Source organism: Pseudomonas sp. S2_H01, from assembly GCF_054668305.1.
The window spans coordinates 2,768,266-2,782,625 of record NZ_CP162756.1; the positions used below are offsets into that span (position 1 = coordinate 2,768,266).

Below are 14,360 nucleotides of genomic sequence, written 5' to 3' on the forward strand. Positions count from 1 at the left end.
TCGGCATCTGACGTCACGTCAGTTGTCATTCGAACCCTCTAGAAAGGGGGTTGGCGATCCGACCAGCACCAGACGCCCGGCAGAAGGCAGCCCATCTGAATCGCCGCGGCGATGGTAGAGCAGACATGGAACAGCATTCAGCCCCTTTGAAAGTGATGATCATCGACGACTCGCGAACGATTCGTCGCACCGCCGAGACCCTGTTGAAAAACGTCGGCTGTGAAGTGATCACCGCCGTAGACGGCTTCGATGCGCTGGCCAAGATTGCTGATAATCATCCGAGAATCATATTTGTCGACATCATGATGCCCAGGCTCGACGGGTATCAGACGTGCGCGTTGATCAAGAACAACCGGGCATTCAAGTCTACGCCGGTGATCATGTTGTCCTCCAAGGACGGGCTGTTCGACAAGGCCAAGGGGCGAATTGTCGGTTCTGATCAGTTTTTGACCAAACCGTTTAGCAAGGAAGAACTGCTCAGTGCGATCAAGGCCCATGTGCCAGGGTTCGTTGCAGTAGAACAACAACTATCTTGATGCCGTGCCCTCACCCAGGGGCGGCTGTTTCTATGGGGAAGCACCATGGCTCGAATTCTGATCGTCGATGACTCGCCGACTGAAATGTACAAGCTGACCGGGATGCTGGAAAAACACGGCCACGAGGTCCTCAAGGCTGAAAATGGTGCAGACGGCGTTGCGCTGGCGCGTCAGGAAAAACCCGACGCTGTGCTGATGGACATCGTCATGCCCGGCCTGAACGGTTTTCAGGCGACCCGTCAGCTGACCAAAGACGCTGACACCAACATGATCCCGGTGATCATGATTACCACCAAGGATCAGGAAACCGATAAAGTCTGGGGCAAGCGCCAAGGCGCGCGGGACTACCTGACCAAGCCCGTGGATGAAGAAACCCTCATGAAAACCCTGAACGCGGTCCTGGCGGGCTGAAGGCCGGCCAGCGTTCATGGCCCGGTCGCAAACCGCCTTTCAACTGCTGCTCGATATCGACCAGCGCTGCCGCTCGCTGGCTGCCGGACTGCCTTTGCAGGAAACCCGGCAGCAAGGCTGGAGCGGCATTGGCTTCCGTATGGGCGAGCGTTACTACGTGGCGCCGATGGGCGAGGTCGATGAAATTCTCCACGAGCCACGTTATGCAACGCTGCCGGGCGTAAAACCCTGGGTCAAGGGTGTCGCGAACCTGCGCGGGCGACTGCTGCCAATCATGGACCTGTGTGCTTTCTTCGGTCACGAACTCTCGCCGCTGCGCAAGCAACGCCGGGTACTGGTGATCGATCATCATGAGGTCTTCGCCGGGTTACTGGTCGATGAGGTGCTGGGGATGCAGCACTTCAGTGAACGCAGTCTGATGCCGGAATCGCTCGAAGACAGCGATCCCGCCATTGCCCCGTATGTTCAAGGTCGATTCTTGCGTGAGCAGGCCTGGCGGGTGTTCAGTCCCAGAATCCTGGTGCAGTCGCCGGGGTTCATGGATGTCGCGCTTTAATACGGTCGGGCAGAGCACCGAAGGCGCATATCGTCTTCGCAGGCGCGGACGTGTCCGCGATACCGGGCGTGCCTGCCGTAAGTCGTGTGCATCCCGACTGTCGATGTTCGAGCGCTCCAAAAACAAACCGAGTTTCAGGCGGAGCCCTGAGAAATGAGTAATACCGGCAAGTCACTTGAAGGCGCACGCAGCCGCTCGCAGATCATTGCGCTGTTCGTGGGCCTGATTGTTTTTATCATGTTGCTGTTCGTCAACTTTGCGTACTTGAGCACGCAATCCAACTACGACAAGCAGTACATCGGTCACGCGGGCGAGTTGCGCGTGTTGTCACAACGGATCGCCAAGAACGCCACGGAAGCGGCGGCCGGCAAGGCGGCCGCGTTCAAGCTGCTCGCCGATGCACGAAACGACTTCGATACCCGTTGGCAATACCTCAAAAAGGGTGACAAGAGCACCGGCCTGCCCGCTGCGCCTGCTGAAGTCGGCGATGAGCTCAAAGCCGTGCAGACTGACTGGGAAAACCTGCGAAAAAGCACGGATGTGATTCTCTCCCGCGAACAAACCGTGTTGTCCCTGCATCAGGTGGCGGCGACCTTGGCCGAGACCATTCCGCAACTGCAGATCGAGTCGGAAAAGGTCGTCGATATCCTTCTGCAGAACCGCGCGCCTGCCAGTCAGGTCGCGCTTGCCCAGCGTCAGTCCTTGCTCGCTGAGCGCATTCTGGGGGCGGTGAACACGGTGCTGTCGGGTGACGAAACGGCCGTGCAGGCCGCTGACGCCTTCGGACGTGACGCCAGCCAGTTCGGTCGCGTACTCAACGGCATGCTGGAAGGCAATGCGACGCTGAAAATCACTCAGGTCGAAGACCGCGACGCCAAAGCACGCCTGGCGGAAATTGCCGAGTTGTTCCAGTTCGTGTCGGGATCGGTAGACGAAATTCTGGAAACGTCGCCGGAACTGCTGGAGGTGCGCGAGGCTGCAGGCAACATTTTCAACCTGTCGCAAACTTTGCTGGACGAAGCGTCGGTGCTGGCCAACAGCTTTGAGCACCTGGCGGGCGGTCGTGCCACCAACAGCTACGGCGGCTACATCCTGGGCTTGCTGGCCCTGGCGTCGATCATCCTGATCGGCCTGGTGATGGTGCGCGAAACCAACCGTCAGTTGCGCGAAACCGCCGAGAAGAACGAACGCAATCAGACGGCGATCATGCGCCTGCTTGATGAAATCGAAGACCTGGCCGATGGTGATCTGACGGTGGCCGCCTCAGTAACCGAAGACTTCACCGGCGCCATTGCTGACTCCATCAACTACTCCATCGATCAACTGCGCGAGCTGGTGGCGACCATCAACCTCACGGCCGAGCAGGTGTTCGGCGCGGTGAAGGACACTCAGACCACCGCGACCCAACTGGCAGCCGCGTCCGAGCATCAGGCGCTGCAGATTGCGGCTGCGTCCAACGCGGTCAACGACATGTCCCGCTCAGTGGAGCAGGTGTCGGCGAATGCCTCCGAGTCGGTCGCGGTGGCGGAACGTTCCGTGGCCATTGCCAACAAGGGGAACGAAGTGGTGCACAACACCATCAACGGCATGGACAACATTCGCGAGCAGATTCAGGACACGTCCAAACGGATCAAGCGCCTTGGTGAATCTTCTCAAGAGATCGGCGACATCGTCAGCCTGATCGACGACATTGCCGACCAGACCAACATCCTCGCACTCAACGCGGCGATTCAGGCGTCCATGGCCGGTGATGCCGGGCGCGGTTTCGCGGTGGTCGCGGACGAAGTTCAGCGTCTGGCCGAACGCTCATCGTCAGCCACCAAGCAGATCGAAACGCTGGTCCGGGCGATTCAAAATGACACCAACGAAGCGGTAATCTCCATGGAGCAGACGACCACCGAAGTGGTGCGTGGCGCACGATTGGCGCAGGATGCCGGTGTGGCGCTGGAAGAAATTGAAGGGGTTTCCAAGGTGCTCGCCGCGCTTGTGGAAAGCATTACCCATGCCGCGCAACAGCAGGCTGCGTTGGGTCAGCAGATTTCAGCCACCATGACCGTCATCCAGCAGACCACCACACAAACCACGTCGGGCACGGCCGCCACTGCGCAGAGCATGGGTAATCTGGCGAAGATGGCCAGCGAGATGCGCCGCTCGGTGTCCGGTTTTACACTGCCGGCATCAAGGGATCAGCATTGATCGTCACGCCAAACGACTTGGGCAACTGGAGCCACCATGGCTGACCGTCACGACTATGTGGCCCTGGAGTGGGTCAAGGGCGAAATAGCCGAAACCCTCAAGCACGCACGGCAGGCGCTGGACGCCTTCGTCGCGCGTCCGCATGACCCGTCCGCGATGGAAGTCTGCCTGGACTTCATCCATCAGGTGCACGGCAGCCTGCAGATGATCGAGTTCTATGGCGCTGCGTTGTTCGCCGAGGAAATCGAGCAGTTGGCGCTGGCCCTGCAACAAGGGCACGTGGTTCAAGAGACCGAAGCGATCCAGTTGCTGCATCAAGCGATGAGTCAGCTGCCGGTGTATCTGGAGCGTGTGCATTCCGCTCGTCGCGACCTGCCGCTGGTGGTGTTGCCGCTGCTCAATGATCTGCGCAGCGCCCGTGGTGAAAGCCTGCTTTCCGAAACCAGTCTGTTTTCGCCACAACTGCTCAGCGTGCCCGCACTCGATGCCCAGACCCTGGCCGAGCGGGACAGCCCCGAATTACCGGCAAAACTGCGCAAGCTGCGTCAGACCCTGCAAACCGCCTTGGTGGGTTTGCTGCGCGAGCAGGATGTCCACACGCAGCTGGATTACATGGGCAAGGTGTTTGCGCGACTTGAAGCCCTGTGCAAGGACGCGCCGCTCGAGCCACTATGGCGCATCACGTCGGCGCTGGTCGAAACCATGGCCAATGGCAACTTCACCAACAGCCCGGCGCTGCGCAGCCTGTTCAAGGATGCTGACAAGGAGCTCAAGCGTCTTCTTGAACAGGGCATCGCCGGGATCAACCAGCCCGCGCCAGACGAGCTCCTTAAAAGCCTTCTGTTCTACATCGCCAAGTCTGACAGTCAGGCCCAGAGGATGATGGATTTGAAGGATCAATATGGCCTTGCCGAAGCGTTGCCGGAAAGCGCGCTCGTGAATGAAGAACGCGCACGGATGGCGGGGCCTGATCGCGATGCCATGCGCTCGGTGATCATTGCGCTGTGTGACGAACTGGTCCGCACCAAAGAGCGTCTGGATGTTTTCGTGCGGGGCGATCGTCAGCACGTCAGCGAACTCAACACCTTGTTGCCGCCGCTCCGACAGATCGCCGATACCTTGGCGGTGCTGGGTTTCGGCCAGCCGCGCAAAGTCATCATCGACCAGTTGGCGGTGGTTCAGGGCATGGCGCAAGGACAGCACGAGCCCAATGACGCCAGCTTGATGGACGTTGCTGGCGCCCTGCTTTACGTCGAAGCGACGTTGGCGGGCATGGCCGGTACGGTCGATCAGAGCAGCCCTGAAGAGAGTCGCCTGCCCACCACGGATCTGAGCCAGATCCACCAGTTGGTGATCAAGGAAGCGCGCGTTGTGCTGCAACAGGCCAAGGACGTCATCGACGATTACATCGACGGCGAACTGGATCGCGAACGGCTGACACCGCTGTCGGCCCAACTCATTCAGGTGCGCGGCGCGCTGGCGATGATTCCGCTGGCGCGGGCGGCTGGCCTGCTGGCGGCCTGCAACGATTACATCGTCGAACATCTATTGGTCGACGAAGCACGCCCGGTCGGGTCGCAGCTCGATCACTTCGCCGACGTCATCATCGGGATCGAGTATTACCTGGAGCGGATGGCCGAAGACCCGGAAGCGCCGGGTGAACACGTGCTGGATCTGGCGCAAGAGAGCCTGGCCAAGCTGGGTTATTCGCCGGTCGCGGACATCGTCGACCTGCCGGTGCTCGAGGAGGTCATCAGCCACGAAGAATTGAGCGAACTGCATGAACGGCAGGCGCTCGTCAGCCCGAGCAAGAGCATCGCCGAAGTGCTGGCCACGCCTTTATCGACGGTCAATCCGCCTGCGCAGCACATGCCGGCCAGTCTGTTGCCACCGCCCAAGGGCGAGGCGGCGGTGGATGATGAGCTACGCGACGTATTTCTGGAGGAAGCCGATGAGGTGCTCGCCGCGCTGCGCGAGTACCTGCCGCGCTGGTTGGCGGACGCTGGCAATGTGTCTGCACTGGGCGAAGTTCGCCGAGCCTTCCACACCCTCAAAGGCAGTGGCCGGATGGTTCGCGCCCTGATTCTGGGTGAGCTGGCCTGGTCGGTGGAAAACCTGCTGAACCGCGTGCTGGAGGGCAGTGTCGAGCCCGACAGTCAGGTGCATCAGTTGCTGGTCGATGTGCAGATGCTGTTGCCGGACGTCATTCGTGATTTCGCCGAAGACGTTCAACGACAGCGCGACGATGTCGACCTGCTGGCCGCACGCGCACACGCGTTGGCCCAGGGCGGAAGGGGCGAGCCTGCCATGCCGGGGCCTGCTCAGTCTGTCCAGCCGGAAGACGAGGGCTTCGACCCGCAATTGCTGGAGATCTTCCGTCAGGAAGCTCAGACGCACCTGGAAACGCTCAACCGTTACCTGGACGCGTCCGCGCTGGACGAGTCTCCGGCCTTCAGCGATGAGTTGCTGCGTGCGCTGCATACCTTGAAAGGCAGCGCCTATATGGCGGGCGTGCTGCCCATGGCTGAACTGGCAAGCCCGCTGGACCAGTTGGTGCGTGAGTTCAAGACCAACCAGCTGGCGGTCGGTCAGCCTGAAATCGGCTTGCTGCGGTCTGCCGAGCCCCTGTTTCACAAAGGGCTGGCGCAGCTGAAGGTCGATCCGTTGATGCCGATCGACGGTGCGGCGGCGCTCATCGATGCCGCTCGCGCGTTGCTCGATGCGCGCCTGGCCGAGGCCCTCAGCGACGACAACAACGGGCTGCGCAGCCGTCGTAATCCGCAGCTCATCGCCAGCTTCCTCGCCGAAGGCATGGACATCCTGCTGGACGCTGACAACCTGCTCAAGCGCTGGCAGCAGCATCCGGGAGAGCGTCAGGAGCTCAATGCGCTGCTCGATGAGCTGACCATGCTGGGGCACGGCGCGCACATGGCCGACCTGCCGCAAGTGGACGAGCTGTGCGAAGCCTTGCTGGACCTGTACGGCGCGGTGGAAGAAAGCAGCCTTGTCGTCAGTGAACGGTTCTTTCATGAGGCCGAGAACGCCCATGAAGCGCTGATCAACATGCTCGATCAGATTGCTGCAGGACAGCAGGTCCAGGCATGTCCTGAACGCGTCAAAGCATTGCGCGCGTTGCTCGACGAAGCGCTGGATCCTGGCGCGATGGGCGTGATCAAGAGCGAGGGTGGGCTGGCCACGAGCGTGACCGAGCTCGGTGAGGCCACGGGGATTATGGACGCCGAATTCGAAGAGGTCGAGCTGCCTCAAACGTTGCCACGCGATGACCTGGATCAGGAGATTGTCGACATCTTCCTTGAGGAAGCCGTCGATATCCTGGACGGTGCGGGCCAGGCCTTGCAGCGCTGGCTGGACGACCCTGAAAACCCGCTGCCGCTGTCGTCGCTGCAACGCGACCTGCACACCCTCAAGGGTGGCGCGCGCATGGCTGAAATCGGCGAGGTGGGCGACCTTGGCCACGAGCTGGAGTCGCTGTACGAAGGCCTGATCGACCGACGTTGCTCGTACACGCCTGAATTGGCGCAGCTACTGGTGCGCAGTCACGATCACTTGGCACTGATGCTCGAACAACTGCAGAACCGCGCACCGCTGGCCGATCCCGGGCCTGTGATCGAGGCGATTCGCGAGTTCCGCCAGAATCACTGTTATGTGCTGCCGCAGGAGGGTGGCGCGCGCAACGTCGGCTCGATGATTCAACCGTTGGACGAGCGTGATCCAGAGTTGCTGGAGATCTTCCTCGAAGAGGCCGACGACATCATCGAGAGCTCCAGCGCGGCGCTGGTGCGCTGGCAGGCCGATCCGCAGAACACGCTGGAAGTCGAAAACCTGCTGCGCGACCTGCACACGCTCAAGGGTGGCGCGCGGATGGTCGAAATCGTCCCGATCGGGGATCTCGCCCATGAGCTGGAGTCGTTGTATGAAGGGCTGGCGTCCGGGGCGCTGAAAAACAGCGCGTTGCTGAACGGTCTGCTGCAAAGCGGCCACGACATGCTCGCCGACATGGTCGATGCCGTTCGCGGTTATGAACCGCTGCCCAACCCCGCGTTGCTGATCGACAGCATTGCGCAATATTCGTCGTCTGGCGCGATCCAGGAAGTCGCCAGCAAGCCTCAGGAAGAACCCGTGGTGATGGCGCCTGCACCCGGCGCAGAAGCTCCAGCGGCGGCCGCAGATCCCGACGCCGAGCGCACCGGACCCGAAATGGTCAAGGTGCCGGCTGAACAACTGGAGGATCTGGTCAACCTCGCGGGGGAAACCTCGATTTTCCGTGGCCGCATCGAACAGCAGGTCAGCGACGCACAGGTCACCCTGGCCGAGATGGAAACCACCATCGAGCGGATGCGCGATCAGTTGCGGCGTCTGGACATCGAAACCCAGGGTCGCATTCTCAGTCGCGATCATCAGTCCGAACGATCGGGCTATGAAGAATTCGACCCGCTGGAAATGGACCGCCACTCGCAACTGCAGCAGCTATCACGCGCGCTGTTCGAGTCTGCATCCGACCTGATGGACCTGAAGGAAACGCTGGAGACCCGGGCGCACGAAGCCGAGACCCTCTTGTTGCAACAGGCACGGGTGAACACCGAGCTTCAGGAAAACCTGATGCGCACGCGCATGGTGCCATTCGAACGCATGGTGCCGCGTTTGCGTCGGATCGTGCGTCAGGTGTCGGGCGAGCTGAACAAAAAGGTCAGGTTCGACGTGGTCAACGCCGAGGGCGAAATGGACCGCAACGTCCTTGAGCGCATGGTCGCGCCGCTGGAGCACATGCTGCGCAACGCCGTCGATCATGGCCTGGAAACCGGCGAGAAGCGCCTGGCGGCCGGCAAGTCAGAGACGGGTCACATCACCTTGAGTCTGGCCCATGAGGGCGGGGATATCGTCATCGAGATGAGCGATGACGGCGCCGGTGTTGATTTCGAAGCGGTGCGTCGCAAAGCGATCAAGCGTGGGCTGATCAGTCCGGATGCAGAGCTGAGCGAGCACGACACGCTGCAGTTCATCTTGCAGGCGGGCTTTTCAACCGCCGAGACCATCACTCAGATATCGGGGCGCGGCGTCGGCATGGACGTGGTGCATGCCGAGGTCAAAGAGCTGGGCGGCTCGATGGTCATCGATTCCCGTTCGGGGCAGGGCGCGCGTTTCCGTATTCGTCTTCCATTCTCTGTGTCGGTCAATCGCGCCCTGATGGTGCAGTGTGGCGAAGAGCAATACGCCGTGCCGTTGAACAGCGTCGAAGGCATTGTGCGGGTCATGCCCAGTGAGCTGGAGGCTTGTTACCAGTCCACACCGCCGCGTTACCAATACCGCGAACGCAGTTATGAACTCCGGTATCTGGGCGAACTGTTGAACAACGGCCAGCCGCCGAAGTTGGTGGGTCAGACACAGCCGCTGCCCGTGCTGCTGGTTCATGTGCATGACCAATGGGTGGCGGTGCAGGTCGATGCGCTGACGGGTTCTCGAGAGATTGTGGTCAAGAACCTGGGGGCGCAATTCGCCGGCGTTCAGGGGATTTCCGGCGCGACGATTCTGGGGGACGGGCGTGTGGTGTTGATTCTCGACCTGTTCGCGCACATCCGTCGTTTGCATGCGCGAATGCTGGCGCTTCAAGTCTCCGGGCAGGCACCGACGCCGTTTGTCGAGACCGAGCAGGCCAGGCCTTTGCTGGTGATGGTGGTGGACGATTCGGTCACGGTACGCAAGGTCACCGGCCGGTTGCTTGAGCGCAACGGCATGAACGTATTGACCGCCAAAGACGGGGTGGACGCCATGGCCTTGCTGCAGGAGCACACGCCGGACGTGATGCTGCTGGACATCGAGATGCCGCGCATGGACGGTTTTGAGGTCGCCAGCAAAGTGCGCGAAGACGAAACGCTCAAGCATTTGCCGATCATCATGATCACCTCCCGCTCCGGGCAAAAACACCGCGACCGCGCCATGGCGTTGGGGGTAAACGACTACATGAGCAAGCCTTATCAGGAAGCGGCGTTGCTGGAGAGCATCGCGCACTGGAGTCATGTGCATGTCTGACACCACCACCCAGACCACCCGCCTGACCAGCCTCACCGGCTTGCTCATTCCGTTGAGCGACCGGCACTTACTGCTGCCCAACGTTGCCGTGGCCGAGCTGATCGACTATCAAGACAGCATCGCCGACCCGGCCGCACCCCAGTGGTACCTGGGGCCGATCAACTGGCGCAACCGCAGCCTGCCGCTGCTGAGCTTCGAAGCCGCGTGTGGCAGTCGCGCCCGTGTCGGTGGCCGGGCTCGCATCGTTGTGCTCAACGCCCTGGGTGGCCGCCCCGATCTCAAATTCATTGCCCTGCTGACCCAAGGCATTCCGCGTTCCTGCAAACTCGACAGCCAGCTCAGCTACGTCGACGTCGCGCTCTCAGAGCTGGAACTGGCGGCGGTGCAGGTCGGCGAAACTGTCGCAAAAGTCCCCGACCTGGTGGCGCTTGAACAATGGCTGGTGGACGCGGGGTTGGTGCAGGTGCTTGGGCCGGGGATTTGAGCGGAGTTGTTTTCAGGCTTTGATTCTGGCCTGCGGCCAGAATCAAAAACCTTAAGCGCAAAAGCGTCCCCGCTTCTGCCGAAGGCGTAGGAGCGCGCTTGCTCTGGGCCGCACTCGGACGATCTGGCGCGAAGCGGCAGTAAAATCAGACGCCTTGGCCGTTTCAGGCATACCGCATTTACCGAATCCTTCACGACCGGCTACCCGATATTTCGTTGGACCCTGTGGACTATGAGCCGAATAGGTCGCATATTTGGCTCATATAATGAGCCGAATAGACGTTTTATTCGGCTCACTCTTCACGAGGTTTCTGTGAGTCAGTCGTTGAAATGGATTTGGCAGCGTGCCAGATGGCCCGCTTTTACTTGGGATGCGCACACGTTGGCGCCTGTCTTGCGGGCTTGCACGCAGGCGCAGGGAAGGCTGATGGGCATGATGGGTGCCGCGGGGACTCATGCCAGTGCGCAGAGCGAACTGGATGCGTTGCTGCAGAACGTCATCACTTCGTCCGCTATTGAAGGCGAGCAATTGAACGTCGGGTCTATGAGGTCATCTCTGGCGCGGCGGCTTGGCATCGAGAGTGATGAGCGGGTGACGCCTCGCAGCGAAGGCTTGGCTGAGCTGATGCTTGATGCCACACAGCAGCATCAGGCGCCGTTGACTTCAGAAAGACTGATGCGATGGCACAGTCTGCTTTTCCCTGACTCGTCGGCATTGCTCTCGAACAATATTCGGGTAGGGGTTCTGAGAGGATCCGAGCCCATGCAGGTGGTGTCGGGTCGGATTGACCGTCCGGTCGTTCATTTCGAAGCGCCGCCTCGCGAGGGGTTGGAGAAACGCATGGACGATTTCTTCTACTGGTTCAACAGCAGCCAGTTCGACACGACACTGGACCCACTGATACGAGCAGGTATCGCGCATTTCTGGTTCGTGACCTTACACCCTTTCGATGACGGAAATGGACGGTTGACGAGGGCGATCACCGATTTGGCACTGGCGCAGGGGGAAAATCAGGCTATTCGTTTTTATGCCATGTCGGCCAGCATTCTTAATAGTCGGCAAGAGTATTACCGGATCCTTGAGGCCTCTCAGCGTGGCGCACTGGACCTGACGGCGTGGCTTTCGTGGTTCCTGCAAATCCTGCTTCACACACTGGAGCAGGCCATATTGCGGATTGATCGGGTGTTGGCCAACGCCCGGTTCTGGCAACAGCACGGGAAGGACGGCTTGTCCCTGGAGCAAATCAAGGTGCTCAACCGGTTGCTTAACGGCGATCTGCTCGCTGAAAAAGCAGGGACTGGGTTCGAAGGCGGCATCAGTGCCGCGCAGTATCAGGCTGTTGCCAAGGTCAGTAAGGCGACTGCCACCCGTCATCTGTCCGATCTCTTGGAAAAAGGCTGTTTGCAGAAGCTGCCAGGCGGAGGCCGTAGCACGCGATATCAGATCACTAGATGAGTACGGCCGAATAATCATTACTCTAACCGTAACGATCCACGCCCCTGCTTGATTGATGCTTCAACCCTCTAGCTTCTAATGTGGCCCACGACAGCGAACTCGTGGAGTCAGCATGACTACAACAACGAAACTTGACCCGCGCTGGTCGCGTCGTCGCAGCGAAAAGCTGCGGCGGCTCGAGCAAGTGCGTTCCTTCGCCGATGGCGTTGTACTGCCCACCGACAAGATCGTCGCGGCACTGGAGGCGTTGATTGCGCCCGGTGACCGTGTGGTGCTTGAAGGTAACAACCAGAAGCAGGCGGATTTCCTCTCCCGTTCGCTGGTCAAGGCCGATCCCGGCAAGTTGCATGACCTGCACATGATCATGCCCAGCGTCGGACGTGCCGAACACCTGGATCTCTTCGAACGCGGCATCGCCCGCAAGCTCGATTTTTCTTTCGCGGGCACGCAAAGCCTGCGCATCAGCCAGTTGCTGGAAGACGGCCTGCTGGAAATCGGCGCGATTCACACCTACATCGAGCTGTATTCCCGCCTGCTGGTCGACCTGATTCCCAATGTCGTGCTGTCTGCCGGCTTTATGGCTGACCGCGCGGGCAACATCTACACCGGCGCCAGCACCGAGGACACGCCTGCCCTGATCGAACCTGCCGCGTTCAGCGACGGCATCGTGATCGTGCAGGTCAACCAGTTGGTGGACGACGTCAGCGACTTGCCGCGTGTGGACATCCCGGCATCGTGGGTCGACTTTGTGGTGGTCGCCGACAAGCCGTTCTACATCGAACCGCTGTTCACCCGCGACCCGCGCCACATCAAGCCCGTCCACGTACTGATGGCGATGATGGCGATTCGCGGGATCTACGAGAAACACAACGTTCAGTCGCTCAACCACGGCATCGGTTTCAACACCGCCGCCATCGAACTGATTCTGCCGACCTACGGCGAGTCCCTGGGTTTGAAGGGCAAGATTTGCCGCAACTGGACGCTCAACCCACACCCGACCCTGATTCCTGCCATTGAAAGCGGCTGGGTCGAAAGCGTGCATTGCTTCGGCACCGAGCTGGGCATGGAAAACTACATCGCTGCCCGGCCCGACGTGTTCTTTACGGGGCGCGACGGCTCGATGCGGTCCAACCGCATGATGTGCCAGCTGGCGGGTCAGTACGCGGTGGACCTGTTCATCGGCGCCACGCTGCAAGTGGATGGCGACGGGCATTCTTCGACGGTCACCCGTGGGCGCCTCGCCGGTTTCGGCGGCGCACCGAACATGGGGCATGACCCGCGTGGTCGGCGTCACAGCACGCCCGCCTGGCTCGACATGCGCCAGCAGAACCCGGACACCGACGCGTACCTAGAGCGCGGCAAGAAGCTCGTGGTGCAGATGGTCGAAACCTTTCAGGAAGGCGGCAAGCCCACGTTCGTCGAGACACTGGACGCCGTCGAGGTGGCGAAGAAAAGCGGTATGCCGCTGGCGCCGATCATGGTCTACGGCGACGACGTGACTCATTTGCTCACCGAAGAAGGCATCGCTTACCTGTACAAGTCGCGCACGCTGGAAGAGCGTCAGGCGATGATCGCTGCGGTTGCGGGCGTCACCTCTATTGGCCTGCGCCACAACCCGAAAGACACCGCCCGTATGCGCCGTGAAGGGTTGATCGCGTTGCCCGAAGACCTTGGCATTCGTCGCACCGACGCCAGTCGCGAGCTGTTGGCCGCCAAAAGCATCGCCGAGCTGGTGGAGTGGTCCGGTGGTTTGTACAACCCGCCTGCGAAATTCAGGAGTTGGTGATGCGCGCACTCAACGTAGCGTTTGAAGCCTCTGCGCGATCCTTGCCGCTGGCTGAGCGACTGGCCGACCTCGCGGTGGATGCACTGATCGACGAGGCCGATCTGTCACCGAAACCGGCATTGGTCGACCGTCGCAGCAGCGGGGCGCACCAGGATCTTCATTTGGGATTGATGCACGCCTCGGCGCTTTCGTTGTGGCCTGCGTTCAAGGAAATGGCGGAGGTCGCCATTGAAATCGGCGAAATCGGCCAACCGCTGCGCGAGGCGATCGGGCGGATCGGCCGGGACGGCGAAGTCGCGATGATGCGCACCACCCAAGGCGTGAACACCCACCGTGGCGCGATCTGGGCACTGGGGTTGCTGGTCACCGCTGCGGCGCTCGATCCGTCTGATCTCTCAGCTGCAGGCCTTGGTTTGCGTGCGGGTTGCCTGGCGCTGATCGAGGATCGAAACCTGCCGGTTCAGCACAGCCACGGCGCCGAAGTCGCCCGTAAATACGGTGCAATGGGCGCGCGCGAACAAGCGCAGATGGGTTTCCCCGCAGTCACTCAAAAGGGGTTGCCGCAACTGCAACGCAGCCGCGCGACGGGCCATGGCGAACAGAATGCGCGGCTGGATGCGCTGCTGGCGATCATGACCACGCTGTCCGACACCTGCGTGCTGTACCGCGCGGGCGAACATGGCCTTTCCACCATGCAGCGCGGCGCGCAACGTGTGCTGGATGCCGGTGGCAGCGCGACCCTCAGTGGTCGGCGAGCCTTGCACGAACTGGATCAGCAATTGCTGAGCCTGAATGCCTCACCGGGTGGTGCCGCCGATTTGCTCGCTGCTTGCCTGTTTATCGATTGCCTTGAGCCTGCGCTCGGCGATGAAACGAGGAACGTCTGAT

Annotated in this window: 9 protein-coding genes; all 9 read left to right on the forward strand. The window is 60.8% G+C overall.

Translation table 11 applies throughout. From position 1 onward, the window contains the following. The first annotated feature begins 125 nt into the window (after positions 1 to 125). The 9 genes from pilG (at position 126) to AB4N84_RS12345 (ending at position 14,359) form a co-directional block, all read left to right on the forward strand. On the forward strand, positions 126 to 536 hold the full coding sequence (gene pilG / locus AB4N84_RS12305) for a twitching motility response regulator PilG (RefSeq protein WP_074752373.1): 411 nt from the start codon (positions 126 to 128) through the stop codon (positions 534 to 536). Between the two features lie 45 nt (positions 537 to 581). Continuing rightward, positions 582 to 947 carry a twitching motility response regulator PilH gene (gene pilH / locus AB4N84_RS12310; RefSeq protein ID WP_002551739.1) on the forward strand — a complete coding sequence of 122 codons (366 nt, stop codon included), beginning with the start codon at positions 582 to 584 and terminating at the stop codon, positions 945 to 947. A 16-nt stretch (positions 948 to 963) separates the two neighbouring features. Continuing rightward, positions 964 to 1,503 carry a chemotaxis protein CheW gene (locus AB4N84_RS12315; RefSeq protein WP_074752372.1) on the forward strand — a complete coding sequence of 180 codons (540 nt, stop codon included), beginning with the start codon at positions 964 to 966 and terminating at the stop codon, positions 1,501 to 1,503. A 153-nt stretch (positions 1,504 to 1,656) separates the two neighbouring features. Next, entirely contained in the window at positions 1,657 to 3,699 is a 2,043-nt protein-coding gene (locus AB4N84_RS12320; RefSeq protein ID WP_074752371.1) for a methyl-accepting chemotaxis protein, read from the forward strand. 36 nt (positions 3,700 to 3,735) lie between these two features. Further along, a complete protein-coding gene (locus AB4N84_RS12325) occupies positions 3,736 to 9,747 on the forward strand; it encodes a hybrid sensor histidine kinase/response regulator (RefSeq protein WP_460046530.1) in 6,012 nt (2,003 codons plus the stop codon). Beyond that, on the forward strand, positions 9,740 to 10,231 hold the full coding sequence (locus AB4N84_RS12330) for a chemotaxis protein CheW (protein WP_460046531.1): 492 nt from the start codon (positions 9,740 to 9,742) through the stop codon (positions 10,229 to 10,231). Before AB4N84_RS12325 ends, AB4N84_RS12330 begins: the two co-directional genes overlap by 8 nt. Before the next feature lie 312 nt (positions 10,232 to 10,543). Then, complete coding sequence (locus AB4N84_RS12335; RefSeq protein WP_460046533.1) at positions 10,544 to 11,686, forward strand: Fic family protein; 1,143 nt, start codon at positions 10,544 to 10,546, stop codon at positions 11,684 to 11,686. Positions 11,687 to 11,798: 112 nt separating this feature from the next. Further along, the gene (gene mdcA, locus AB4N84_RS12340; RefSeq protein ID WP_460046534.1) at positions 11,799 to 13,472 is read left to right on the forward strand and encodes a malonate decarboxylase subunit alpha; all 1,674 of its coding nucleotides are present in this window, start codon (positions 11,799 to 11,801) and stop codon (positions 13,470 to 13,472) included. After that, entirely contained in the window at positions 13,472 to 14,359 is an 888-nt protein-coding gene (locus AB4N84_RS12345; RefSeq protein WP_074752366.1) for a triphosphoribosyl-dephospho-CoA synthase, read from the forward strand. Before mdcA ends, AB4N84_RS12345 begins: the two co-directional genes overlap by 1 nt. Position 14,360: the final 1 nt, after the last annotated feature.

Excerpts from the sequence above, each read along its gene's own strand:
- pilH (WP_002551739.1), top strand. The coding sequence starts at position 582 with ATGGCTCGAATTCTGATCGTCGATGACTCGCCGACTGAAATGTACAAG.
- mdcA (WP_460046534.1), top strand. The coding sequence starts at position 11,799 with ATGACTACAACAACGAAACTTGACCCGCGCTGGTCGCGTCGTCGCAGC.
- AB4N84_RS12325 (WP_460046530.1), top strand. The coding sequence starts at position 3,736 with ATGGCTGACCGTCACGACTATGTGGCCCTGGAGTGGGTCAAGGGCGAA.
- AB4N84_RS12345 (WP_074752366.1), top strand. The coding sequence starts at position 13,472 with ATGCGCGCACTCAACGTAGCGTTTGAAGCCTCTGCGCGATCCTTGCCG.
- AB4N84_RS12315 (WP_074752372.1), top strand. The coding sequence starts at position 964 with ATGGCCCGGTCGCAAACCGCCTTTCAACTGCTGCTCGATATCGACCAG.
- pilG (WP_074752373.1), top strand. The coding sequence starts at position 126 with ATGGAACAGCATTCAGCCCCTTTGAAAGTGATGATCATCGACGACTCG.
- AB4N84_RS12330 (WP_460046531.1), top strand. The coding sequence starts at position 9,740 with ATGTCTGACACCACCACCCAGACCACCCGCCTGACCAGCCTCACCGGC.
- AB4N84_RS12320 (WP_074752371.1), top strand. The coding sequence starts at position 1,657 with ATGAGTAATACCGGCAAGTCACTTGAAGGCGCACGCAGCCGCTCGCAG.